This is a genomic window from Herbaspirillum sp. C9C3, from assembly GCF_013359625.1.
Lineage (GTDB): Bacteria > Pseudomonadota > Gammaproteobacteria > Burkholderiales > Burkholderiaceae_D > Herbaspirillum.
In genome coordinates this window covers 1-24,179 of record NZ_JABFMQ010000032.1, presented here as the reverse complement: position 1 = coordinate 24,179, position 24,179 = coordinate 1, and the positions used below count along the sequence as shown (strand labels likewise).

The 24,179-nt window shown below is 60.4% G+C and carries 11 protein-coding genes and 1 pseudogene; 9 read left to right on the top strand and 3 right to left on the bottom strand.

The annotated features are described in order from the left end of the window. Positions 1–36: 36 nt before the first annotated feature. Positions 37–1,194, bottom strand: coding sequence for a trans-sulfuration enzyme family protein (locus HNO82_RS20275; protein ID WP_175344918.1), 1,158 nt, complete (start codon positions 1,192–1,194; stop codon positions 37–39). A gap of 100 nt (positions 1,195–1,294) precedes the next feature. Between HNO82_RS20275 and HNO82_RS20270 the strand changes: the two genes are divergently transcribed. The 5 genes and pseudogenes from HNO82_RS20270 to HNO82_RS20250 all read left to right on the top strand — a co-directional run bounded on the left by HNO82_RS20270 (position 1,295) and on the right by HNO82_RS20250 (position 8,374). Continuing rightward, positions 1,295–2,224 (top strand): LysR substrate-binding domain-containing protein, encoded by a 930-nt coding sequence (locus HNO82_RS20270; protein ID WP_008328980.1) that lies wholly within the window; start codon positions 1,295–1,297, stop codon positions 2,222–2,224. Between the two features lie 301 nt (positions 2,225–2,525). Continuing rightward, on the top strand, positions 2,526–3,356 hold the full coding sequence (locus HNO82_RS20265) for a transporter substrate-binding domain-containing protein (RefSeq protein ID WP_175344917.1): 831 nt from the start codon (positions 2,526–2,528) through the stop codon (positions 3,354–3,356). A 536-nt stretch (positions 3,357–3,892) separates the two neighbouring features. Continuing rightward, a pseudogene (locus HNO82_RS20260) lies at positions 3,893–4,219 on the top strand (helix-turn-helix domain-containing protein); the annotation flags it as partial. 161 nt (positions 4,220–4,380) lie between these two features. Continuing rightward, positions 4,381–6,939, top strand: coding sequence for a hypothetical protein (locus HNO82_RS20255; RefSeq protein ID WP_175344915.1), 2,559 nt, complete (start codon positions 4,381–4,383; stop codon positions 6,937–6,939). Then, positions 6,926–8,374 carry a hypothetical protein gene (locus tag HNO82_RS20250; protein WP_175344914.1) on the top strand — a complete coding sequence of 483 codons (1,449 nt, stop codon included), beginning with the start codon at positions 6,926–6,928 and terminating at the stop codon, positions 8,372–8,374. Before HNO82_RS20255 ends, HNO82_RS20250 begins: the two co-directional genes overlap by 14 nt. Before the next feature lie 551 nt (positions 8,375–8,925). Here HNO82_RS20250 and HNO82_RS20245 read toward each other — a convergent pair. After that, positions 8,926–10,578, bottom strand: coding sequence for a cyclic peptide export ABC transporter (locus HNO82_RS20245; RefSeq protein ID WP_175344913.1), 1,653 nt, complete (start codon positions 10,576–10,578; stop codon positions 8,926–8,928). Positions 10,579–10,902: 324 nt separating this feature from the next. On the opposite strand from HNO82_RS20245, the gene HNO82_RS20240 reads away from it, so the two are divergent. From HNO82_RS20240 to HNO82_RS20225, 4 genes are all read left to right on the top strand, one after another. Then, positions 10,903–11,970, top strand: a complete 1,068-nt coding sequence (locus HNO82_RS20240; RefSeq protein WP_175344912.1) for a GNAT family N-acetyltransferase — start codon at positions 10,903–10,905, stop codon at positions 11,968–11,970. 13 nt (positions 11,971–11,983) lie between these two features. After that, positions 11,984–13,303, top strand: coding sequence for a lysine N(6)-hydroxylase/L-ornithine N(5)-oxygenase family protein (locus HNO82_RS20235; RefSeq protein ID WP_175344911.1), 1,320 nt, complete (start codon positions 11,984–11,986; stop codon positions 13,301–13,303). A gap of 92 nt (positions 13,304–13,395) precedes the next feature. Then, the gene (locus tag HNO82_RS20230) at positions 13,396–15,615 is read left to right on the top strand and encodes a TonB-dependent siderophore receptor (RefSeq protein WP_175344910.1); all 2,220 of its coding nucleotides are present in this window, start codon (positions 13,396–13,398) and stop codon (positions 15,613–15,615) included. After that, entirely contained in the window at positions 15,609–16,880 is a 1,272-nt protein-coding gene (locus HNO82_RS20225) for a PepSY-associated TM helix domain-containing protein (protein ID WP_175344909.1), read from the top strand. Before HNO82_RS20230 ends, HNO82_RS20225 begins: the two co-directional genes overlap by 7 nt. Before the next feature lie 103 nt (positions 16,881–16,983). On the opposite strand, the gene HNO82_RS20220 is transcribed toward HNO82_RS20225, so the two are convergent. Continuing rightward, the coding region (locus HNO82_RS20220; protein WP_175344908.1) for a non-ribosomal peptide synthetase at positions 16,984–24,179 on the bottom strand (7,196 nt) is incomplete at its 5' end.

The following is a 24,179-nucleotide window of genomic DNA, read 5'->3' as shown; positions in this document are numbered from 1 at the left end:
ATTTGGGCACCGCTTCTGTGGTCATTGACGCGTGCATCATGCCTGCGCTGCAGCGTTTGCATACTGTGCCAGTGCCTGATCCAGATCGGCGATCAGCAGGGTCGGATCTTCCAGACCGATGGACAGGCGCACCACCGGCTGGTCGGTCGCCGGGAAAGCGCGATTGGCCTGCAAGGCGGCCGGATAATACGCCGCCAGGCTGTGCACGCCGCCCCAGCTGGCCCCGATGACGAAGTGCTGCAGGGCGTCGAAGAAACCGTGGAAGGCACTTTCCGGTGCAGGCTTCAGGATCATCGAAAACAGGCAGCCATGGGTCTTGTAGTCCCGCTTCCAGAGCGCATGACCAGGGTCGGACTCTAGCGGCGGATACATCAGCCGTTCCACCATTGGATGGCGGGTCAGATGGTGCGCCACCTGCAGCGTCGATGCACCCTGTGCCTGCACCCGCAACTGCAATGTCTCCAACCCACGCAGGACCAGGAAGCAGTCCTCGGGACTGACCTGCTGACCAAGGATGCTCTGGGTCTCACGCAGGATGTCGTAGTGACCGTGGTCATTCATGCTGATGCAGCCCATGAGCACGTCAGAGTGGCCGCCCAGGAACTTGGTGGCGGCCTGGATACTGAAGTCCACACCGTGGTCCAGACATTTCAGCCCCAGGGGGCTGGCCCAGGTGTTGTCCAGCATGGTCAGCACACCGCGTTGGCGCGCAACGGCAGTGATGGCCGGGATGTCCTGCATCTCCATCGTGACCGTGCCTGGCGCTTCCATGCAGATCATGCGCGTGGTCGGCTTGATCAGCTCGGCAATATCGGCGCCGATATCAGGGCGATACAGCTCCACCTCCACCCCCATGTGCGCCAGCCATTTCTCGGCAAAGGTCTTGAGGGCACCATAGCAGGCTGCCGAGACCAGCAGATGGTCCCCGCCGCGCACGAACCCCATCACCGTCGTCATCAGGGCTGCTGCGCCGGAGGGGGCGATGACACAGTGGCGGGCGTTTTCCAGAGCAGCCACGCGCTGCTCCAGCAGGCGTGCCGTAGGGGTGCCTGTGACACCATAGCTGAAGCCATCGGGTTGGCGCTGCTTGCGCTGGACAAAGTCCTCGAAGGTGTCGAACACCACGGTGGAGGCGCGCATCACAGCGGGTGACAGACTGGCGAACGCTTGTTGCGATGAAGTAGGGAGACTCATGCGATTAATTTGTTAATCTAAAAAAGAGAAGCCCAGTATCCGAATTCGCGCTGGCGCCATCAACAGCACATAGGATTAACTCTATAAGTGATACTTATATATGGATATGCGAGACATTCAGGTCTTCCGTGCCGTCATGCGTGCCGGGACCACCAGCAAGGCCGCCGCCTTGCTCAACGTATCCCAGCCGGCGATCAGTCAGTCGATCCGCAAGCTGGAAGCGTCTTCCGAGTTACGACTGTTCGAACGCACACGTGGCCGGCTGGTGCCGACGCAGGAGGCGCTGGCCTTGATCGTGGAGGTCGATCGCTGCTTCGCCGGGTTCGAGATGATCGAGCACCGCATCCGCAGCCTGCGGTCGTTCGGACTGGGGCGTCTGGCCATCGCCTCATTTCCTGCGCTGGGCAACGGTTTCATGCCACGCGCCATTGCGGCTTTCGGGCTGGGCGAGCGGCGTGTACAGATGTCGTTCCAGATCATGAGTTCGCGCGAGGTCTACCAGCAGGTCAGCGCGGGGCAGCTGGATTTTGGGCTGATGGCTGATGAACTGTCGGTCTCCGGACTCGAGCATTCGCAATTCACCAGCGTGCCCGGCGTGATCGTCATGAACGAGCGACACCCATTGGCAGGCAAGCCTTTGATTACGGCTGACGACCTGCTCGAACATCCATTCATCGCCCTCAATCCCGAAGACGCCAGCCGTCGCCGCCTGGAGCAGGAGTTGATTCTGCAGGGAAAAGTGTTGCGGCCCATCCTGGAGACGCCGTATTCCAACTCGGTGTGCGAATTCGCCATGCGCGGTGTGGGCATGGGTATGGCACATCCTATCCTGGCGCTGGATTACGTCACGCGGGGTCTGCGCTTGAAACCGATGGAAGTGACGGCCAACTTCACGGCGCTGCTGGTGTTCCGGCCTGGAGTGCCGATGTCGGAGAATGCCAAGGAGCTGTTGCGGGTGATGCGCATACAGATGGAGTCGGACATGAGTTCGCTGCGCCAGGTGCTGTACCAGAAACCCGGCGCCTTCTGAGGCGTGCGTGAGTTTTCACGGCCATGCACCGGGTTGTGCGCTGCGCACGTGTCTGGTGCAACGCGATGTAGGTAGGGAGAGAGGGGCGCCTCAATGAAGGCAGAACGGGGAAGGGCGACAGACCCTGGCCTTCGTTTTTCTGTGCCGGATTGGTGCAAGATATCTAATGGCTTCATCACTTTTAGCACCAAGACTATAAGTTCAGCTTATCAGTCAAGAAACATGCAGGGATTGCTGATCCCCCTGGTCTACCCACAGAATGGGCTTCCGATTTCATTGATGATCAAGAGGGGATAGCACCATGAAGTTACGTCATTTGATTCCGACCGGCCTGACGGCCATGCTGCTCAGTACCGTAGCGGCTGCCGTGGGAGCCCAGAACATATCGGCCGACATTCTCGCCAGTGCACGCGCATCGGGTGTGATCCGTATTGCCAACACGCAAAGCAGCCCGCCTTGGAGTTTGATCGATGATAAGTTGCAACCGGCCGGCTATGACGTCGAGGTCGCCAAGGAAGTGGCAAGGCGCATCGGTGTGGCCAAGGTAGTGTTCGTGGCCGACAGTTTCAAGAATTTCGTCGAAGGTTTGAAATCCGGCAAGTACGACATGGTGATGAATGACCTGACGCCCACGCCGGAACGGGAGAAGCAGGTGGATTTCGCCGCGCCGTATGGGGTGGAGGATTTCCGCATCTTCGTACTGGCCAGCAATACCAGCATCAGGGACCAGCCCGATCTCAAGGGCAAGAAGGTCGGCGTGACCACCGGCACCACCAACGAAAGCTGGGCGCGCGCCAACCTGAAGGCATCGGATATCCGCGCGTATGACAATGGTGGTTTCGTCTTCAACGATCTGGGCAATGGGCGCATCGACGCGGTCATCAGTTCACATTTCGGCGGCATGAAATACGCCAACGTGAACAAGTTACCGATCAAGGAAGTTGGACCGGTGCTGATCTACCAGTTGTCGGCACCGGCCATCGCCAAGGGTCAGCAGCCGTTGAAGGAGGCGCTCAGCAGGGCCATCGGGGACATGACACGCGATGGCACCATCGATCGACTGGCGCGCCGCTGGGTGGGCGCCGAATTCGATATGGTGGGTGATATCCAGAAGGCGATGCAGCAGCCTTGATAACATTCTGCTGAATTTCCAATTGCCGGGGCGCTGTCAATACGGATGTGCGACGATGGAAGAGGTCGGCCAGCCTTGCTTGACACGTCCCGCTGCAGTCCTCAGGTAAAACTTATGTACGCAAAAGAAATGAACTGGCAGCGGGTGGAGCGTAAAACCGCTTTTCGGTTCGTGAATTATTTTACATAATACAAATTATGCGAATTAACGACAACACGCCCGGCACACCCATGCAGACGTTGAACGCTCGGAAGTAAATTTCACGGTTCTTAGGAAGTAATGAGCCCGGGTTAAGCTAAAGGCCTAGTTTCCGCACTTAAGCCGCGTTCATTACTTCCCGAGGATTTAGGATATTTCTTAAACCGCGACTATTGCTTCCACATTTCTGCCGGCTATATCACTGCCCAAAACTGTCGCTTTTACGAAATTGCGGCAATTTTGATAGCGACTGCCAACGCGGACAGTGTTGAGTTGCATCGAAAACTGACCCACTTTCCCCGGAAATTTGCATCCTACACAGCGAGCGGGAGAACGGAGTGATAGACGTGGCCCTACTTGGAATTATTCGACGCTGGTACATCAGAGACCGCATCTCAATTCGGGAAATCGCCCGCAGGCTGGACATCTCTCGAAACACGGTTCGTCGCTATATCCGATCCGGAGCGATCGAGCCTTCCTACCCCTCAAGGCAATCATCCAGTGCCCTAGATGAATTCGCGCCTCGACTTTCAGCCTGGCTCAGCGCTGAGGCTGTCAAATTTCGCAAACAGAGGCGCCCCCTGAAACAGATGTTCCTGGACTTAAGGGAGCTGGGATATGAAGGGTCTTTTGACCGCGTGGCAGCCTTCGGGAGGCAATGGAAGGTGGGTCAAATGGAGAGGGTCAATTCTGCGAGCAAATCAACACAGTGCAGATAAGAACACTAATTTAGGCAGATATAATTCCGCTGAATTAGCAAACCTCACGCGTTCGTCTCTATAAAACATTAACTATTACGGCGTATTGCCATTGCTAGGAGCGGCTGGTGGATTCTGAAATCGACTTTCACAATGCATTCCGAACTGGCCAGAGAAACCAGGAAGTAAAAGAACTGATCCAAAACTGGTGCCGCCATGCCCGAGTTGAAAAGCCATTTGGCGGAACGGGAATAATTGAACTGCAGACTGGTTTTCCAATTGGCCACCTCACAATGGTGTGCGACCATGCCAAGCAGCTAGGAAATGCAAGATGGTTTCTCGAAGAAGCTGCCCTCATCTTTTATGATCAGAATTGCGCGGGCTGCCAAAAGAGAAGCCCCCTACGCCTTCCAAACTTGTCGAAATTAGTCGCGCAGAGGGATGAAGCAGCGAAGAAGGAGAAAGAAAAACAAGTTGAAGAAGAGCGTCTTGAGCAAGAAAAGTTCGATCGTCGAATTGCTGTTAGAGCCGACCTACGATCTCGCTCGTCGGTCGTCGTAGGAAGCTTCCTTGATGACATCGATCTATTCGATCAAAACAGAGATCCGCAGGCGGAAGAAAAGCTCATTACGAGTGTGCGTTTAGCTCCCGAGCTACTGACCAACGATATCCGAGATTATTTCTATAGCCTCTTGGAGGCTGGGGAATATTGGTGCGAAAAGTTGGCGTTAACTATATTGGGCATGCGTAGCGATGTTGACGATCGACTTGTAAAGCATGCCGCGTCATCTCTTCAAAGTGGTCGCTGCAAATCCTTAGCGGCACAAATACTATTGGATCGGATAGATCAAATTGGCAAGATCGATATAGGATCTTGTGCAAGAGCATTGTCATTGCTCGCTATGCCACCTCGGACGCCTTTAGATTTCGAAGAAAATCGTGAAGAAGGCGATGCCGAGCCTCTTTGCCGAATTTACGAAGCGTATAAGGAGGCTATCACTAAAGGGATCGATAACTTAATCTGTACTGATTCTGCGTCCAGCATCGGGAGCGGCGCACGTGCAGTAACTGCATTAACACCCAAGTTTCCCGAAATAGCATCGCGACTTCGAAGATCGCTTGCTGTTAAGCTGGTCAGAGCAGAACACATCTCAGATCTGGTCAATGATCATGTATTCAGAGATGTCGTCGATGCCTTGTCCAAGGCACTTCTGAGCGGCTTCTTTGCCGATCCGACTCTGGCCGACATAGATTTGATGCGGCATTTTGAAGGAGCGTCTCTAGCCGGCGAGGAACGCATTATCGCGATTTACGAGCGAATTCTTCGAAAAGGATCAAACCGCTATCCTGAGCCGGAAATGATATCGGACTATGAACCTTATAGGATCGCGCTTACTCGTTTAATCAATGTCGCCGCCTCCAGTACAAACGATAAAGTCATCACGAAAATAGTAGAGGCGCTTCAGCGCTCTCCGGAGGGGCTTATTCCTCTTGCTCATGAGAAGATGGATATGCTTCTTGGTGCTGCAGCTCTGTCAGATACCAAAGTGGAAGCAGCTGAAGAAAATGCAAAAATCATCACACACAAAGATTTTTACGACGAACTAGACGAGCAGCATCGTCGACGTCGGTTGCGAGATTTACGATCAGGTTTTTCTCGCTGGGCGATTTGTGGCGCTGGCATGAATGAAGTCGGTCTGACACAACTTTCTCGTTTCCTCGAAAAATCCGAAAATTTCAGCGACGGTTACATGGCTTCGCTTATCGAAGAACTATCTGTGTTAGCGCAACGCGGAGAATCTTTGCAAGTTATTTTGCCCTTTATCTATCGTGCAATGGTCGGGAAATCCGTCCTAGTACGGGCTGCAGCTGCGCGTGCCTTGGGTGAGATGGGAAGTCGCAGATCGGCAGAGCTTCCGTCGCTTGTTTTCGAAGCATTTCATCTCATGCTCCGTGACCCCTACTTACTAGTCCATAAAACAGCCGTCGAAACCCTGGATCGGGTAAGGATTCCCGATGAAATGAAACAAGGTTTTTATCGAGATCTTTTGAATTTGGTAGTTTGCTATCGGGAAGACAAGGATCAGCGCTTCTTGTTGAAATGCATAAAACTATATACCAGCGAGCATCATACGAACGAGAACTTCGGTTCTGAAACTGGTGCAACTTTCATCGCGCTACTTGAAAAGATCAATCATGCCCCCCTCCTCTCCAATGACGCCGATTGGCTACTGCGTGATCTTTCCACATCGCCAGGCTACACCGCTCTAATTCTCGGCCTTGTTAAAGAAACCGTAGAAGACTATCAAGTAGAACATCTGTTACGCGCTATTTCGAACATACCGATGGGTGCCACAAGTCAACATCTACCTGCGATAAAACGGGCTGCCTCTGCCGCAGCTGGCGAGGGGAGAACTATTGCTGCCATGCTTGAGGTTCTTACCCGAGATGGCGAATGGAGCGTAGCGCGCGACGTTGCGATTTTGCATGAGAAAGCCGTTCCTGATGGCCAACGCATGCAAATACATCGCTTCATCGCCAAAAAGATTCGCTGTCAAATTGAATTTGAGTATTTCCTCTCTCGAGGCGAGGCCTTCGAAGCAAACCAAGTTGGTAAGGAATGGGCGAAAACTGAAGAGGAGCTCCAACAGTTCTATGCTGAGAGAAATAAACATGCCCCTTTCTAGCACTTCTTTTGAGCGTCACCGGATAGTTGAGATACTTGATGCGATATCTCAAGGCGAAGATAAAAATGAAGAGATGCGCGAATGCGCAATCGCGCTAGACTCCCTTTCCGTTAAGTATTCAAGCGTATCAGCCGCCAATGCCTATAGTGCGTTGGCTGGTCTACTGCGCATATTGGATCCGCTTGTGCAGTGGCGTTCAGCTGTTCTCAATGCAACCGTTGAAGCAGATCGCTTTCTTCGCAGCTCAAAAGAACGATATGCGCTTTGGGAAAAGGAGTTTGGCGGCAAGCCGGGCGTAAGTGGGCTGTTGGAGATTGCCAACCGAATTGCTGACATAACTGCTATAGCGGACATAGCAAGTTTGACTAAGTGCCTCAGTACAGTCCCTCTACCAGTAGGCATTCAACAGAATGAGAGATCACAGTGGGAGGGGAAAATCCCATTCCCTGATTCGTCTGAACGCTTCAGGAACATTAAAGAAGCCCCTGTTGATTTAACAGTGGCATTTCTGAAGTTTCATATTGATGGCCAGTCGGCTAATCAAGTAGACCATCTATCCCCTCAAGAAGTCCATGACCTCGAAATTGAAGTGCGGGTGTCTCGATGGCCCAGCGAACGACAGGAATTGCGCCTCACCCCTTTATCGGTAGAAGCAAAGTCGACCTATGAATTTCCAGTATTCACCTTTGAGAAGCCTCAAGGTGAGGCTCCATATTTGATGAGTGCTCGTGGCCGAGCCATTCTCTGGCTCCCACAGGGTATGAACGCTCGCCCCTTTGAATTTAAATATTCGGCGGAATTCCTTCCGGAGAGTAGCGAGCAACCCGTTGCGATTGTCGGCCATCGAACTTTATTGATCGAAGGCACTGATATCTCGAAATTCCAGATTTGCGGCTATGACTACCTCGACAGGAAGCTCTTCAAAATCCGAGATGTCTTGCGACGGCGCGCTGGAGTGACTCAGCAAGAAACTGCAGATCTATTGCAAGTGCTGGGGCCATTATGCAATTTAGCTGGGCAGGCGGTTCAAGATAACTTGTTCCCGGGGAGTTGGTCTGAAAAGGAGTTTCAAGAGAAGGTATTGGAGCATCTGAGGCGCACTCCGTTCATCGGATCCAAATTGGATGAACATGCATTTGGAGCAGGAGGTATCACGGATTTAACCTGGCACGGCTTACCAATTGAACTCAAAGTTACCGATAAGCTCACCACGCTATCTGACTGCGAGAAGTATTTCGCTCAAGCGGCCAGCTATGCCGTGGCCAAAGAAAAGAAAACAGCGATCGTTTGTGTTTTAGATTACAGCAAGAAAGAAACTGCTCCCGGTACCCTAGATAGATTGCTTGGGGTGAAATACGATTCGGACAGTGGAGTGACCATTTGTGCTCTGATCATCCAGGGTAATCTCAGTCGGCCGAGCGCTTTATCTCGATAAGGTTCTGATTAAGCCAAGTGCGACCCGTCAGAAAACTGGATAACCCGATGACGTCCACGTCCCCTTCCAAGAGCACTGCTTGAAAATAAGGTAAGTCACCTATGATTGATAATCTTTTATTATTTTTGGGAGAGTGAAAGAACCAGACATTCGCCTTGGCCGTGCTGCGCTCTAATGCACGCGCTGGCCGAACTCTGCTCAATGGAGAGGGTAAAGGGAAGTCTCGATCGACTTGGTCGTCAACGGGCATGAACATCCCCGGTAGCACTGGGTATGAGAACTATAGGTCGCCAGGAAGATATTTCAATGGCGAATAGGTCTCAATAGGAAGTCGTGCCCGCCATCAACTTTATGGCGAAATTAAATGGGGTTCGTTAACCCGCTATTTTTAGTTCTTTTATGCCGCGTGGAAATTATTTGCGTGCAAAGAAAGTGAAGTAAAAATAGCAGGTGATATCTTGCATCCCTTAGTGGGCGCTGGCCGGGGTACCGCTATAGTTACTTCAGAGCGTTCGTTGGACGTGCCCCTCATCACCACTCATCACGCAAGCTCAAAGCGCAAACTCCCCCTGCCGCACTTCAGCCCGAGTGCTCCGGCCTACCGAGGACTTCCGGCTCAATTGCCCATTCTCCAACGACAGGAGCACATCGGCCTGGTCGAAGTAGCGGTCGTCATGCGAGATCACCAGCACCGCCTTTCCGCGTGCCTTGAGCTCCGGCAGGATTTCGCGATAGAAAACGTCCTTGAACAACGGATCCTGATCCGCAGCCCATTCGTCAAAGACCATGAAGGGCCGGTCCTCCAGTGCCGCCACTACCAGTGCCAGGCGCTTGCGCTGGCCCTGTGACAGAGCGCGCGTGGTGAACGCCCCCGCCTTGACCTGCACCACATGCTGCAACTGCAAGCGTTCCAGGAGACGGTTGGCCTCGGCATCCAGGTCCGGCCGCCCTCCCTCCAGCAACTGATCAAAAAGGTGGAAGTCCGAGAATACCGTCGAGAACAATTGCCGGTAAGCATCGCGGTTGGTATCGCCGACTGCCACGCCATTCCAGACAATCTCCCCATCCTGCGGCACATACAATCCCACCAGCAGCTTGGCCAGCGTGGTCTTGCCACTGCCGTTGCCCCCCACCAGAAAGCACAATTCCCCGGGACGGAAAGCAAGCTCGATAGGCCCCAACATGAAGATCCCGTCGCTGCGCTCATGATAGTAGCGGTGCGTGACGCCGCGCAGGACCAGGCTTTCCAGCTGGCTGCGCTGGCCGGTCGGCGCAAGCACCTCACTGCTGGGCATTTCCTGCGTGACTGCATCAATACGGGCCGCCGCCACACGGGCCAGATTGGCGCGCGGGATGTTCATCAACAGCACCTCCAGCGGTGTGACAATGTAGACGAACACCAGCGCAAAACCGCTCACCACGGCACGCTGCCCGGGGGCGTCGCTGACCAGGGCAAACAGGACCACCCCGATGAAGGCGAAGATCAGGAAATTGCCCCAGCCCGCAGAGGCACTGAAGGTACACATGCCACGCGTGCGAAGGCGCCGCACATTCTCGATGGCGACCTGCAACAGGTCGCGCTCGAAACGCTCGCGCTTGTCGCGATGCAGGCGCAGCTCCTTGGCGCCATGGGTCATGCTCTGGAAATGACCGAACATCACATCTTGCTCGCGTGCAGCCTGCTCCAGGTAACGGATGGCCTTCAGATGGGCCAGATGGTAGCCCACCGACCCCAGCGCCAACACCGCCAGCGCGCCAAGAAACACCTGCCAGGACAACAGCACCATGTAGATCAGGCAGCCGATCACCACCACCGAGTTGGTCAGGATGGCCGGCATGCCGACAAAGAATTCGGCAACCTTGGCACTGTGCTCAGTCAGGGCGGACTGGATGCGCGGGGCGCCGATTTTTTCGATATGTCGGTAATCGGCGCCAATGACCCGTGCAGAAATGTAGCGGCGCAAATCGGCCTGGGCACGCTGGTTCAGTCGCTCGAAGGACATGTTGGAAAGCAGGTGAAATACCATCAGCAACAATACCGTCGCGGCAAATTGCCAGGCGGCCTGGGGACGGCTGGCCGCCTGGCCGGCGATGGCAGCGTTGATCTGAACCACGGTCAGCACGCTGCAGATGCCACGCAGAACACTGGCGGAAGACGCTAACAGAAGCAGGCGCCAGGATTGGCGTATCAGAAAGTTGAGCATGCGGTAACGAGGTTGGGATGACGAGCGAAAAGCAGTGACAAGAAAATCGCGAATGAAAACTTCATATTGACCTGACGATCCAGCTGCCCCGCCATTTACCCCTGCTGACCTGTCGGGATGCCGGCCCCAACGGCCCATTTCCCCGCTGCACAAGGCATTGCAGCCCGTTTACCGCCCTCGCCTAAATAAAAATACTTCTCATTCGTCTAGGTAAAGGTGAAGGTTTTTTGCGATCCGGACAGCAAGGATTTGGCTTTTTGTCATTTTTCTTCAGTTTCCATCGCTGCTGCCTTGCCCCCTCTTGCTTACTCGGAGTCCTTGTTGATGACCTTGCCCCCCTCCTCTGCCGTCACGCCTGTCTGCATCAACGGCTTGTCGCTCCTGGTGTTGCGCCAGGCGCAGCAGCTCGCCGTGACCGATCCTGATGGTCAGGTGCGGTCGCGCTGGTCCTGGCAGCGCAGTACCAGCGGCCAGGACTGGGCCATTGCCCAGGAAGGCAGTAGCGACTCCTGCACCGATCTGCTGGCCATCCTGCAGACGATCTTTGTGCACGTGCCCGAAGCGGGCAAGGTCGTTGTCGAGCTGCCCCAGTCTCAGGCCGCGGCCATGTGCCGCGCCGGTCTGCTGGTACGCCAGGGCAGCCGGCATGTGGCCCTGGCCGAACTGGTCTGGCAACACGCCGCCGGATGGTTGCCGCAAGAGCGGCCGCCCTTCCCCGTGCAGCAGGTGATGAGCGAGGGCAAGCGCCATCCCTTGCGGGCGCCCAAACCGGAGGGAGAAGTCTACCGTCGCTACCTGCCCTGGCTGGGACAGACACTGTCACTGCGCAGTCTGCGTCTGGAAGAGGATCTGCCCCTCTTCAATCGCTGGATGAATGATCCGGTGGTGGTGCAGTTCTGGGATGAGGCCGGCGACCTGGCGCGCCATCGCCACTATCTCGATACCATCGCCGCCGATCCGCACATGACCTCGCTCATTGCCAGCTTCGACGACCAGCCCTTTGCCTATTTCGAAGTCTACTGGGCCAAGGAAAACCGCATCGCGCCCTTCTACGACTGTGGCGACTTCGACCGCGGCTGGCATGTGCTGGTGGGCGAGGAAGCCTTCCGTGGCAAGCAGTTCGCGGTGGCCTGGCTGACCTCGATCTCGCATTACCTCTTCCTCGACGATTGTCGTACCCAGACGGTAGTGGGCGAGCCGCGCGCGGATCACGACAAACAGATCCGCAATCTCGACAAGAGCGGCTACGCCAAGCTCAAGGAGTTCGATTTCCCGCACAAGCGCGCCATGCTGGTGATGCTCTCGCGTGAACGCTATTTCGGACAGGGCCTGTGGCAACCCCAGACTCCGCTGGCGCCGCTGGACCCGCCGTTTTTCCCCTGCTCCCCCTGAAAGGAGACCCGTCTTGAAGATCCATGACCTCATCGGCGTCGGCTTCGGCCCGTCCAACCTCGCGCTGGCCATCGCCCTGCAGGAGAACCAGGCACAGGCGGCGCCGATCGATGCCCTGTTCCTGGAAAAGCAGCCTCACTTCGCCTGGCACGGCGACATGATGCTCGATGGCACCCACATGCAGATTTCCTTCCTCAAGGATCTGGCCACGCTGCGCAATCCGGCCAGCCCCTACACCTTCATCAACTACCTGCACCAGAAGCAGCGACTGTCGGACTTCATCAATCTCAAGACCTTCTACCCCAGCCGGCTGGAGTTCAACGATTACCTGGCCTGGGCCGCAGGACATTTCGATCATCAATGTCGCTACGGTGAAGAAGTCATCGCCGTGCTGCCCGAGATCAGGGGCAGCGAGGTCAGCATGCTGCGGGTAGTCTCGCGCGATGCCCACCACCGCACCCATGAGCGCCTCACGCGCAACCTGGTGATGGCGCTGGGTGGCACGCCCAATATCCCGGATTGCCTGGCGCACCTGCGCGAGGAACCGCGGGTATTCCATTCCAGCAGCTTCCGCAGCGCCTTCGCACGGCTGCCGCCACCGCGCCGCGTGGCTGTCATCGGTGCCGGCCAGAGCGCCACCGAGATCTTCCTGGAACTGCAGGGCCATCCGCACCTGTCAGTGGATCTGGTCACGCGCGCGCGCACCATCAAGCCCTCCGACGACAGTCCCTTCGTCAACGAGATCTTCAATCCCGACTATACCGACTACGTCTACAACACTCCCAACGACAGTCGCGCGGCGCTGCTGGAGGAATTCATGCAGACCAATTACGCCGCACCCGACATGGCCTTGATCGAGCGCCTCTACGACGTGCTGTATCAGCAGAAAGTGCGGGGCCAACAGCGCCATCGTTTCCTGCGCCGCCACGACACCGTCGAGGCCTGGAGCGACGATGCCGGCGTGCACCTGGCCCTGAAGAATCTGGAAAGCGGCGAGGTCAATACCGAAACCTACGATGCGGTGATCCTGGGCACCGGCTACCAGCGCCAGCAGCATCACGCCCTGCTGGGCGAGCTGCAAGCTTATCTGCCGGGCATGCGCGTCGATCGCCACTACCGCCTGGACAGTACGCCCAACTTCCGCCCGGCGATCTTCCTGCAAGGTAGTTGCGAAGACTCGCATGGCCTGTCCGACACGCTGCTGTCGATCACGGCGGTTCGCACCGACGAAATCCGCATGGCCCTGGCGCACACGCTGCACCAGGGCCATGCAGCACCCTCGGCACTGCAAGCATCAGGGGATGTCCAGCGCCACGGCGCCTTGCAGGCCTGACCCGGGGCGCGCCAGCCGCCGCCCGCGCCGCCCCTTCTTCAATTCACGTCAACAACATCTACAACAACAGCAATCGAGGAACGCGTTTTACCATGACCACACGAAACTTCCGGCATCACCCTTCCCCGCTGCGCCAGCGCCTGCTGGTCAGCTCCCTTCAGTGCGCCCTGCTGGGCATGTCGGCCTGCGCCAACAGCATGGCCCAGACCACCAGCACGGATGACAAACTGCCCCAGGTCACCGTCACCGCTGCGGGAGAAGAAGAGAAAGCCACCGGTCCGGTGCATGGTTTCGTGGCCAAGCGCAGCGCGACTGCCACCAAGACCGATACTCCCATCACCGAGACGCCGACCTCAATCTCGGTGGTGACCGCGGACCAGATCGCCACCCAGCAGGCCCGCACCGTCTCCGAGGCGCTGAGCTACACCAGTGGCGTGCAGGTCTCCACCGGTGCCTTCGCCATCGTCGATACCGGCTCGCTGCTGCGCGGCTTCGCCCTCAACAACGGCGGCTCCTTCTATCGCGACGGCATGCTCACTTCCTCCAACGCCAGCTACAGCCGCTATGCACCCGAGCCCTATGGCCTGGAGCGCATCGAACTGCTGCACGGCCCGGCCTCGGTGCTGTTCGGACAAAATTCCCCGGGCGGGCTGATCAACGTGGTCTCCAAGAAGCCCACCACCACACCGCTGCACGAACTGCAGGTGCAGGTCGGCAGCTTCGACCGCAAGCAGATCGCCGGCGACTTCGGCGGTTCGCTTGATGATGCGGGGGTCTGGTCCTATCGCCTCACCGGCCTGGCCCGTGAAGCCCGGACCCAGGTCGACAATACCGTCGACAACCGCCTGTTCCTGGCCCCGGCCATCACCTGGCGCCCCGACGACCGCACGGAATGGACCGGCCGCGTCGAACTGCAACACAGTGAAGGTCTGTCCAACAACCTGTTGCCGGCCGTCGGCACGGTCAGCTACAACCCCAATGGTCGCCTCCCCACCAGCACCGCACTGGGCCGTTCGGCCGACAACAACGAGAAATACGACAATGCGTCGATCAGTTCGCAGTTCTCGCACCAGTTCAACGATGTCTGGACCTTCCGTCAGAACCTGCGCTATACCAAGTACGACGGCACCCGCAACAACCTGCGCTTCGCCTCCTACTATCCGACCACGCAGTTCGCCACTGCGGCCCTGCAACGCTGGCGCCTGAAGACCAATTCGGACACCCTCACGGCCGACAACCAGTTGCAAGCCGACTTCGGTACCGGCGTGATCAAGCACAAGGTCCTCATGGGCCTGGACTACCATCGCACCACCGGGACCGTGACCGGCTACCTCAGTCCCAACACCCTGGCCGGCTATGTGCTCTCCAACATCTACACCGGCAGCTATGCCAACCTGCCGGCGGTGGCAGACAACTACAACACCAAGACCGAAGACGAACAGGTCGGCCTGTACCTGCAGGACCAGCTCAAGATCGGCCAGCGCTGGATCGTCTCGGCGGGCATCCGGCACGACAACTCCGACCAGACCGTCAGCAACTACATCTCCAGAACCCAGACCAAACGCAGCGACAAGGCCAATACCCGCAACCTGGGCACGGTATATGAGCTTGACGGCGGCTGGTCGCCCTATGCCAGCTATTCGGAATCCTTCACCCCGACCACGGGTACCAGCTTCGGCGGCGCCATGCTCACGCCGGAGACCGCCAAGCAGTATGAAGCCGGTGTCAAGTATGCCCCGGTCAATACCAATGCCTTGTTCACGCTGGCCGTCTTCGACCTGCGTCGCCAGAACATCTCCACCGCCGACCTGGCCCACGCCGGTTACTACCTGCAGACCGGTGAGGCCCGCTCGCGCGGCGTCGAACTGGAAGGCAAGATGTCGCTGGCCGATGGCCTGAATCTGACTTCCAGCTACAGCTACACCAACACCAAGGTCACCAGCAATACTTCCAGCAGTTCGACCACCAGCACCCTGGGCAAAGCCCTGCCGGGCGCCTCCAAGCACAATGCCGGCGTACTGCTGGACTACGGCTTCCAGCGTGGTGCCCTGGCCGGCGCGCACGTCTCGGCGGGCGTGCGCTATATCGGCCGCGCCTATGGCAATGCGCTCAACACCTTCGAGACCCCCTCGGTCACGCTGCTGGACTTCGGTGCCCGCTTCGACCTGGGCCGCATTTCCAGCGACTGGCGCAACTTCGAGCTGGCGCTCAAGGTGAACAACGTCACCGACCGTGTCTATGCCTTCTGCTCGGAACTGTGTGAATACGGTGCCCGTCGCACCGGCCTGGTACAGGTGACCACACGATGGTAAAACCCGCCCCGCTACCCTCCGGGCGAACCTGGAGGCCGTGGGTGCCGACACGCCAGACCTTCGTCCTGCTGCATCGCTGGACCGGTCTGGCGATCGCGTTTTTCCTGGTGGTGGCCAGCCTGACCGGCATCCTGCTGGCCTTCGAGGATGAGCTGGAGGTCTGGCTCGCGCCCGAGCTGCAACTGGCCCAGCCCGCACCGGGCCAGGCGGCCACGGCCATGCTGGACCCGTACACCCTGCGTGAGCGGGTCCAGCAGCAGTTGGGTGAGCACGTCCAGATCAACCAGCTGATACTGCATCCGCAGCCCGGTCGCACGGTCTCCTTCATGGCCGACCCCGCCACGGATCCGGCGACCGGTCGCCCGTACCGATTGGCCTACAACGAAATCCTGGTCAATCCCTACACCGGCAAGGTGCAAGGGGTGCGCGACCGCGACAAGATCAGCCTGCGCCCACAGAACCTGATGCCGCTGGTCTTCAACATCCACCACTCCCTGGCCTTGCCGCGCGTTGCCGGTGCCTTGCTGATGGGGCTGGTCTCGACCTTCTGGACCATCGACTGCTTCGTCGGCGTCTATCTCACCTGGCCGCGCGGACGTCCCTTCTGGTCCAAGTGGAAACCGGCGTGGATGGTCAAGTGGCAGGCCGGTTTCTACCGCGTCAACCTCGACCTGCACCGGGCCTTCGGCCTGTGGTGCTGGCTGATGTTGCTGCTGTTCGCCTGGTCCAGCGTGATGTTCAACCTGCGTGACCAGATCTACATGCCGGTGATGACACGCATCCTGCCTTTCGACAACAGCTGGCGCGCCCAGCCACCACTGCGCGAACCGATGAGTGCACCGCCGATGAGCTGGCCGCAGGCGCATACGATGGCGCGCGAGGCGATGCAGCGCTTCGCCGCTCAACGGGGCATCCGCACCGATTTCGAGGAAAGACTCAGCTTCGATCGTCGCCGCGGCCTTTATGCCTACATGGTCCACAGTACTGCCGACCTGCGCAGCAACGTCGGCAACACCGGCATCCTCATCGATGCCCGCACCGGGCAGTTGCGCGGTCACTGGCTGCCTGCGGGCGACCGCAGCGGCAATACCTTCAGCAACTGGATAGGCGCGCTGCACATGGGGCAAGTGTTCGGGCTGCCATGGCGCATCTTCATTTCCTTCATGGGGCTGGTCATCAGCCTGCTCTCAGTGACCGGTATCGTGGTGTGGTGGAAGAAGCGCAAGGGTCGCAAGCTCAGCAAGGACAAGCTGCGCCAGGCCTGAAACCTGCACCGCCACGACCACTGCCGTTGCCATGGCAGTGGCCCCTGAAGCGCTCTCCCGGATGATTCCGGGAGAGCGTTTTCACAACGGCGCCCTGCCCGCCTCAGACCAGCAATGCACGCACACCGGCATGCCAGTGTGCGTCAGAGAGCAGGGACAGATGATCGGCCTGTGCTACCGTGCTCACCGACATGAGCGTGGCGCCATACTGCGCCCAGTCGGTCGGCACCTGCGCGGCATCGCGTCGTCCGGCCTGCCAGATGTGCAGCGCAGCCGACACCTGTACCTGCGCCTGCAGGCCCAGCCGCAGGCAACGGATGCGTTCCCACAACGCCGCTTCCGCACCGATGGTGCCGGCAGCATCCAGCGGCAGGCGCTCGCCCAATCGCCCTACGATCTCCACGAGGAAATACGCCCGCTGCGCCGCGTTCATCTGGCCCAGCAGCGCATACCACTGTGCGCGCCGCTGTGAAGCCGCCAGCCAGCGTTCCAGCCTGGCCTCGTGGGCCAGCAACATTTCCGCTGGCGGCATGGGCCACTGCGCGAGCTGCTGGCGCAAACCGGCAAAGTCACTACTGTCGGCCAGACCGATCCATTCCACCTGTATCGCGGCCTGCTTGCGTTCCTGCAACTGTCGCGCCGTTTCCAGCGCCAGCAGACCGCCCACTGACCAACCCAGCAGGCGCAGGCGACGGCCCGGCAGGGATGCGCACAGCGCGGCGGCATACTGTGCCGCCAGGGCAGCGCCATCCATGCTGCTCCAGCGCCATTGCTCCTGCGGCGGACACAGCAGCTGATACATCGCATGCTCGCCTGCGAGGGCGGCCGCGAGGGCGTCATACTCATGAGCATTGCCCATGTGCGCAGGGATGCACACCAGCACGGTCTGCCCGTCATCCCCGCCTGCGCGGGCGGACGGATGGCGCTGCAGTACCGGTGCAGTACCAGTACGGTTGACTGCACACTTGCGCGTACGCTCCTGGCCACCTTGCCGCATCAGGCCAGACAGTTTGTCCTGCCCCGGCAGCGCCAGCAGCAGCGCGATCAGCCGGTGCGCCAGCTGCACTACCTGCGTCTGCTCCAGCCGTGCGCCGTCGAACTCGAACTGGAAACGCAGCGCCGCGCCCGGCAAGGCCACCACCGTCAGCGGGAATTCGGTGGCGCCGCGGCTGCGGATGGCGTCGAAGGCCAGCGAGCGGCCGACGCCCTTCTTCAGCGATTCATCCACCGGGAAGTTCTCGAAGATCAGCAGGCTGTCGAACCAGTCGCCTTCCTTGCGTGCCGCCCATTGCGAAATGGCCGCCAGGTCCACGTGCTCACGCTGGCGCAGCGCCAGGTTGTGCGACTGCAACCCGGCCAGCCACTGCGGCACGCCCATGGTGCCGTCCAGATGCTGGATCAGCGGCAAGGTATTGATGCACATGCCCATGACCCGCTCGATCCCCGGAAAATCAGTGCTGCGCCCCGAGGCCGTGACGCCGAAGACCACATCGTCCGCGCCGGTGACTTCCTGCAGCACCAGGCTCCAGGCGGCCTGCACCAGGGTGTTGAAGGTGACCTTGCAGCTGGCTGCAAAGCTTTGCAACAGCTGGGTCTGCGCCGTGGTGAGCTGCTCGCGCACGGTGCCATAGGCCGATGCTGCGCCGCTGGCCTGGCCTTGCGGCAGGCGGGTGGGAACTCCGCACAACAGCCCGGCGGGGAACTGCGGGCAGCGCGCGAACTGGGCACGCCAGAAGGGTTCATCCTGCGGCCCGGCCTGCCGTTGCAGCCAGGCGATGTAGTGGCGGAAGTCCAGCGCCTGGTGCTGCAGCGGCTGTTGTTCCATCAGCGAGAACACCTCGCCCAGCAGCTGCGACATGCTCCAGCCATCCAGCAGCACGTGGTGCCAGGTCCAGAGCAGCCGATAACCGCCATCCTCCTGGACAATGACAAAGCGCATCAACGGCGCCAGCTGCGGCACAAAGCCGCGCTGGTGCTCGTACTGACACAGTGCTTCCCATTGCTGCCGCACATTGCCCGCCGACTGGCCGCGCCAGTCCAGCACCGTCAACGGCAGCTCGGCCTGGCGCAATACCACCTGCACCGGCTGCGACTGTCCACCCCAGGCGAAGCCGGTCCGCAGGATGGGATGACGCAACAGCACCGTGGGCCAGGCCTGGGCGAAGCGCGCCACGTCGATGTAGGCAGTGCTGGCGTCGAGCTGTACGACATTGGCCACCGAGCAGGGCGAATCCTGCAGGTGCCGCAGCATATTGCGTTGCCAGGGGGTGGCCGGATAGATGTCCTCGATCAGGGCCGGCGGGCAAGCCATTTCGGCCACCAGGGCGTCCAGCTGCGCCTGATCGCGCTGCAGCAGCGGAAAATCCGACGGCGTCACGCCGCCGGCGCTGCTGAGACAATGCGCGATCAGTTCGTGCAAGGCGCTTTCCAGCGCGCCGGCCAGGCGCTGCACGGTCGCGGCCTCGTAGCGTTGTCGGCTGTAGCTGATCTCCAGCCGCAGCTCGCCCCCGACCACCTGGCCATTGATGGACAGATCGCAGCCCAGCGGTGCGGCCGGATCGCGCGAGGCGCCAGGTGATTCGACGGCGGGCTGCCAGCCGCCCTCCTCCCGGAAATTGCCGTCGAACTGGCCCAGATAGTTGAAGGCCAGCGCCGGCTTGGGCATGCGCTGCAAGACCTGGCGCTGGGCATCATCGCCCCACTGGCGCAACAGACCGTAGCCGATGCCGTTGTCCGGCAGGCTGCGCAGCAGGCTCTTGACGGCGCGGATCAGCGTGGGCCATTCGCCGGCCGTGGGCAAGGCCACCGGCATGACGCTGGTGAACCAGCCTATGGTGCGGGACACATCCAGCGCCTCGCTGCCGCTCTCCAGTTGTTCGCGGCCATGTCCTTCCAGCGTGATCAGCAGCTGCGCCATGCCACCCCACTGTCCCAGTGCACGTCCCAGTGCGGCCAGCAGCAGATCATTGATGCGGGTGCGATAGGCCGCCGCTGCCTGCTTGATCAGCGCCTGCGTTTGTAGCGCATCCAGTCGACATGCCACGCGGGCCTGGTCGGCGGCCAGCAGGGGCGCATCGGGATGATCGCATGGCAGGCTGGCAGGCAGTTCGGTCAGGGAGCGCCAGTAATCGAACTCCCGGGCGCGCGTGGCCGCCTGAGCCTGCAAGCGGCGGCCCCACTGGCGATAGGAGGCAGTGCGTGGCGGCAAGTTCGGCTCGGCATGCGCCAGGCGCTGGCGATAGGCCTGCTGCAGGTCTTCCAGCAGGATGCGCCAGGACACCCCATCGACCACCAGATGGTGCACCACCAGCAGCAAGCGCCAGCTGCCGTCCTCCAGTGCCATGCTGCCGGCTCGCAGCAAGGGGCCGCGCTCCAGATGCAGGCTGCGCTGTACGCGCGCGCAGAAGGCGTCCAGTTCGGCAGGCGCATGCAGCTGCGCCTGCCACAGCAGCGACGCATCGGCATCGCGTTCCCGGCGCGGACCATAGGCCTGCAGCCACTGGCCCTGCGCGTCCTGGCGAAACTCCATGCGCAGGGCATCGTGATGGTTGACCACATCGACCAGGGCCTGCTGCATCGCGCTGAAATCGATGGGCTGGCGGCTGTGCAGCAAGATGGCCTGATTCCAGTGATGCCGCTGCGGGATGGGGGTGGCCAGGAAATCGGCCTGGATCGGCAGCAACGGCACCGCACCATCGTCGGCCTCGTCGGCCTCGTCGGCCTCGCTCCCAGCGGCTGCCTGCTGCGTCACTGGCTCGGCCGGACTGGCCGCCTGGGCCAGTGCCGCCACGGTCTGCAGCTCGAAGATCTGGCGCGGCGTCAGTTTCCAGCCCTGCTGGCGCAGGCGCGCGATGATCTGCAGGCTGAGGATGGAATCGCCGCCCAGCTCAAAGAAATTGTCATGCCGGCCGACCCGCTGCACCCCCAGCACGTCGGCCCAGCTGGCCGCGATCAGCATCTCCAGCTCGCCCTCGGGCGCATCGCCCGGCGCGCTTTCCGGCGTGGCCGGCAGCTCCTGCGGCAGCGCCTTGCGGTCGATCTTGCCATTGGCATTGAGCGGCAGCGCCGGCAGCACGATGATGCGGCTGGGCAGCATGTAGGACGGCAGACTGTCAGCCAGCGCCTGCTGGATCGCCCCCACATCAGGCAGGTGCTCCGGATGCGCACTGACATAGGCCAGCAAGCGATCGATGCCGCCCAGGGTGCGCACCACCACCACCGCCTGCCGCACCGCAGGCTGGGCCAGCAACGCTGCCTCGACCTCGCCCAGTTCGATGCGGAAGCCCTTGATCTTGACCTGATGGTCGATACGTCCGAGATAGACGATCTGGCCGTCCTTGCCCCAGCGCGCCAGGTCGCCGGTGCGATACATGCGCTGCCCCGGCGCGCCGAAAGGATCGGCCAGGAAGGAAGCCGCGGTCAGCCCGGGACGATCGAGATAACCGCGCGCCAGTCCGGTGCCGCCGATGTAGAGCTCGCCGGCCACACCGGGCGGCAGCAATTGCAGCCGGTCATCCAGGATCATGGCACTACGCTGTCCAACCGGTCGGCCGATGGGCGCATACGGCACCTCGCAGGGCTGGTTCGCCCCGGCTTTCCAGACCAGCGGCGTGACCACCGTTTCGGTCGGCCCATAGCCGTTGATCAGGCGCTGCGGATGCAGCACGCGCTGTACCTGTTCAAAGGTCTCGCGCGGCATGGCCTCGCCGCCGAAGGAGTACAGGAAGACCGGTGGTGCATTGCCGCTGCGCTCGACCCAGTCGGCCAGCTGCTTCAGATAGACCGGCGGGAAACCGGCATGGGTGATGCGATGCCGGTGCAGCGCTGCGACCGTCTGCTCGGGCGTCCACAGTTCGGGATCGCGCAGCACCAGCGCGCCGCCTGCACTGAGCACCGTCATCCAGCGCTCGTGCGCGCCATCGAAGCTGAAGGAGAGGAAATGCAGTTCGCGCGACTGCGGCCCCATCTCGTAGAGTGCGGCGGTGGCCTGGATGTGCATGGACAGCGCTGCGTGCGCCACTTCCACCCCCTTGGCCCGGCCAGTGGAGCCGGAAGTGTAGATGACATAGGCCAGGCTCTCCGGGCTGGTCTCGACGGCAGGCAGTCCGGGGAGAACATCGTCTTGCGCCAGCTGGTCCATATCCAGCCACTCGGGCCCCTCCTGTTGCGCCAGTGCGGGCCAGGGTTGCCCTTGGGCGAGCACCAGGCCAACCCGGGCATCGCGCAGCATGTAGGCCACGCGCTCCTGGGGTGCCTCCAGATCGATCATCACATAGGCCGCGCCCGCCTTGAGTATGCCCAGCAGGGCCACGATCATTTCCGGCGAACGCGGCAGTGCCACGGCGATGCGTTGCTCGCCTGCCGCGGCGGGCTGCCCGTGTGCCAGCAACTGGCGGGCCAGGCGATTGGAACGTTGCTCGAGCTCGCCATAGGACAGGCTGAGTTCGCCCATCACCACGGCCTCGGCCTGTGGCTGGCGTCGTGCGATCTGCGAAAACAGCTGGTGCACCGGTGCTCGCTCCATGTCGCCGGGCTCGGCCTGTCCCAACTGCAGCAAGGCCTGTTGCTCATCCTGTGCCAGCAGTGCCACCTCACCCACGGCGCGCGTGGACGATTGCGTCAGCGCCTGCAAGCCGTGCAGCAGATGACGGGCAATCTGCTGCACGGTGGCGTCATCGAAGTGCTGGCGCTGATAGCGCAAACCGACCTGCAGCCCGCTCTGCACGCCATCCCCAGGCGCTACGCCCACCGTCATCGGATAGTTGGTCTGCTCGCGGGTATGGGTGCGGCGGAAACGGGGCCCTTGCGTCTGATCGCCGCGCAGGACACTGTCGATGGGATAGTTCTCGAATACCAGGATGCTGTCGAACAGGCTCTGGCCCAGATGACTGTGCCAGCGCTGGATCTCGTAGAGCGGCGTGTGCTGGAAGGCGCGCGCACCCAGGTTCTGCTCCTGCAGCTGTTGCAGCCACTGCCCGACGGGCTGGGCGTGCGCCGCCGGCACCAGCACCGGCAAGGTATTGATGAACAGGCCCAGCCATTGCTGCACGCCCTCCAGCTCCTCGGGTCGCCCCGCCACGGTCGCGCCGAAGCAGACCGCCGGCTGTCCGGTATAACGTTGCAGCACCAGCCCCCAGGCAGCCTGCAACAGAGTGTTGAGGGTGACGCGTTGCGCGCGTGCGAAGCCATGCAGTTGCTCGGTCTGCGCTAGCGACAGCAAGACCTTGTATTCGCCGTCGCCTGCCTCATGCCCTGCCACCGCCTGTTGTGCGGGGGCGCAGGCCTGGTGCAGGTAGGTCGGCGCCGACAGCGCGGCCAGGCTGTCCTGCCAATGGCGGCGCGCAGCCTCGCCATCCTGTTGCTGCAGCCAGCCGATGTAGTGGCGGTAGCCTCCCTGCACCGGCGTGCTGGCGGCTTGTCCGTGATAATGCCGCACCACCTCGCCCAGCAGTTGCGACGTACTCCAGCCATCCAGCAACAGGTGGTGGACGGTCCAGATGAAATGATGGCGCGTAGTACCGGTGCGCACCAGCATCAGGCGCTGCAACGGCGGATGTGCAAGATCGAAACCGCGCCTCAACTGCTCGGCGGCGATCGCTTCGAGTGCGGTCTCGGGGTCACTGGAGGCACGCACGTCGGCTTGTGCGACGGGCAGCGCAAGGGAGCGCGCCACCCATTGCAACGGCGGCACATGCTCGGCCAGGAAGCCGGTGCGCAAGACCTCGTGCCGGTCCTGCACCGCTTGCCAGGCATGGCACAGGCGCACCACATCCAGCTCGCCATCGATATCGATGCGCAGCTGGTTGAGATAGGCGGCGCTGCCGTGGTCGTAGACACTGTGAAACAGCATCCCGGTCTGCATCGGCGAGAGCGGGTAGACGGCGGCCACCTGATCCGGCGGCACCGGCAGCACCGGCAGGTCGGCCGAGGCCAGCAGGCTGATATCGGGACCACTCACAGTGACCGGCGCGGCTGCGGGAGGGAGGGAATGATCGATGGCTTGTGCCACCTCGGCCACCTCGGCCAGTTGGGCGATGGTCTGGCGATCGAACATCTGGCGCGGCGTCAGCTTCCAGCCGCGCTTGCGCAGGCGCGCGATGATCTGCAGGCTGAGGATGGAATCACCGCCGAGCGCGAAGAAATTATCTTGCCGCCCGACCTGGGGCAGGCCCAGCACGTCTTGCCAGATCCCCGCCAGGGCCAGCTCGATCTCGCCTTGCGGGGCGCTGTAGTCGCTCTCCTGGCTGATCTGCACCGGCGGCAGGGCCTTGCGGTCGATCTTGCCATTGGTGTTCAGGG

Coding starts and splice junctions, on each gene's coding strand:
- HNO82_RS20275 (WP_175344918.1), bottom strand. CDS start 1,194: ATGAGTCTCCCTACTTCATCGCAACAAGCGTTCGCCAGTCTGTCACCC.
- HNO82_RS20270 (WP_008328980.1), top strand. CDS start 1,295: ATGGATATGCGAGACATTCAGGTCTTCCGTGCCGTCATGCGTGCCGGG.
- HNO82_RS20265 (WP_175344917.1), top strand. CDS start 2,526: ATGAAGTTACGTCATTTGATTCCGACCGGCCTGACGGCCATGCTGCTC.
- HNO82_RS20250 (WP_175344914.1), top strand. CDS start 6,926: ATGCCCCTTTCTAGCACTTCTTTTGAGCGTCACCGGATAGTTGAGATA.
- HNO82_RS20245 (WP_175344913.1), bottom strand. CDS start 10,578: ATGCTCAACTTTCTGATACGCCAATCCTGGCGCCTGCTTCTGTTAGCG.
- HNO82_RS20240 (WP_175344912.1), top strand. CDS start 10,903: ATGACCTTGCCCCCCTCCTCTGCCGTCACGCCTGTCTGCATCAACGGC.
- HNO82_RS20230 (WP_175344910.1), top strand. CDS start 13,396: ATGACCACACGAAACTTCCGGCATCACCCTTCCCCGCTGCGCCAGCGC.
- HNO82_RS20225 (WP_175344909.1), top strand. CDS start 15,609: ATGGTAAAACCCGCCCCGCTACCCTCCGGGCGAACCTGGAGGCCGTGG.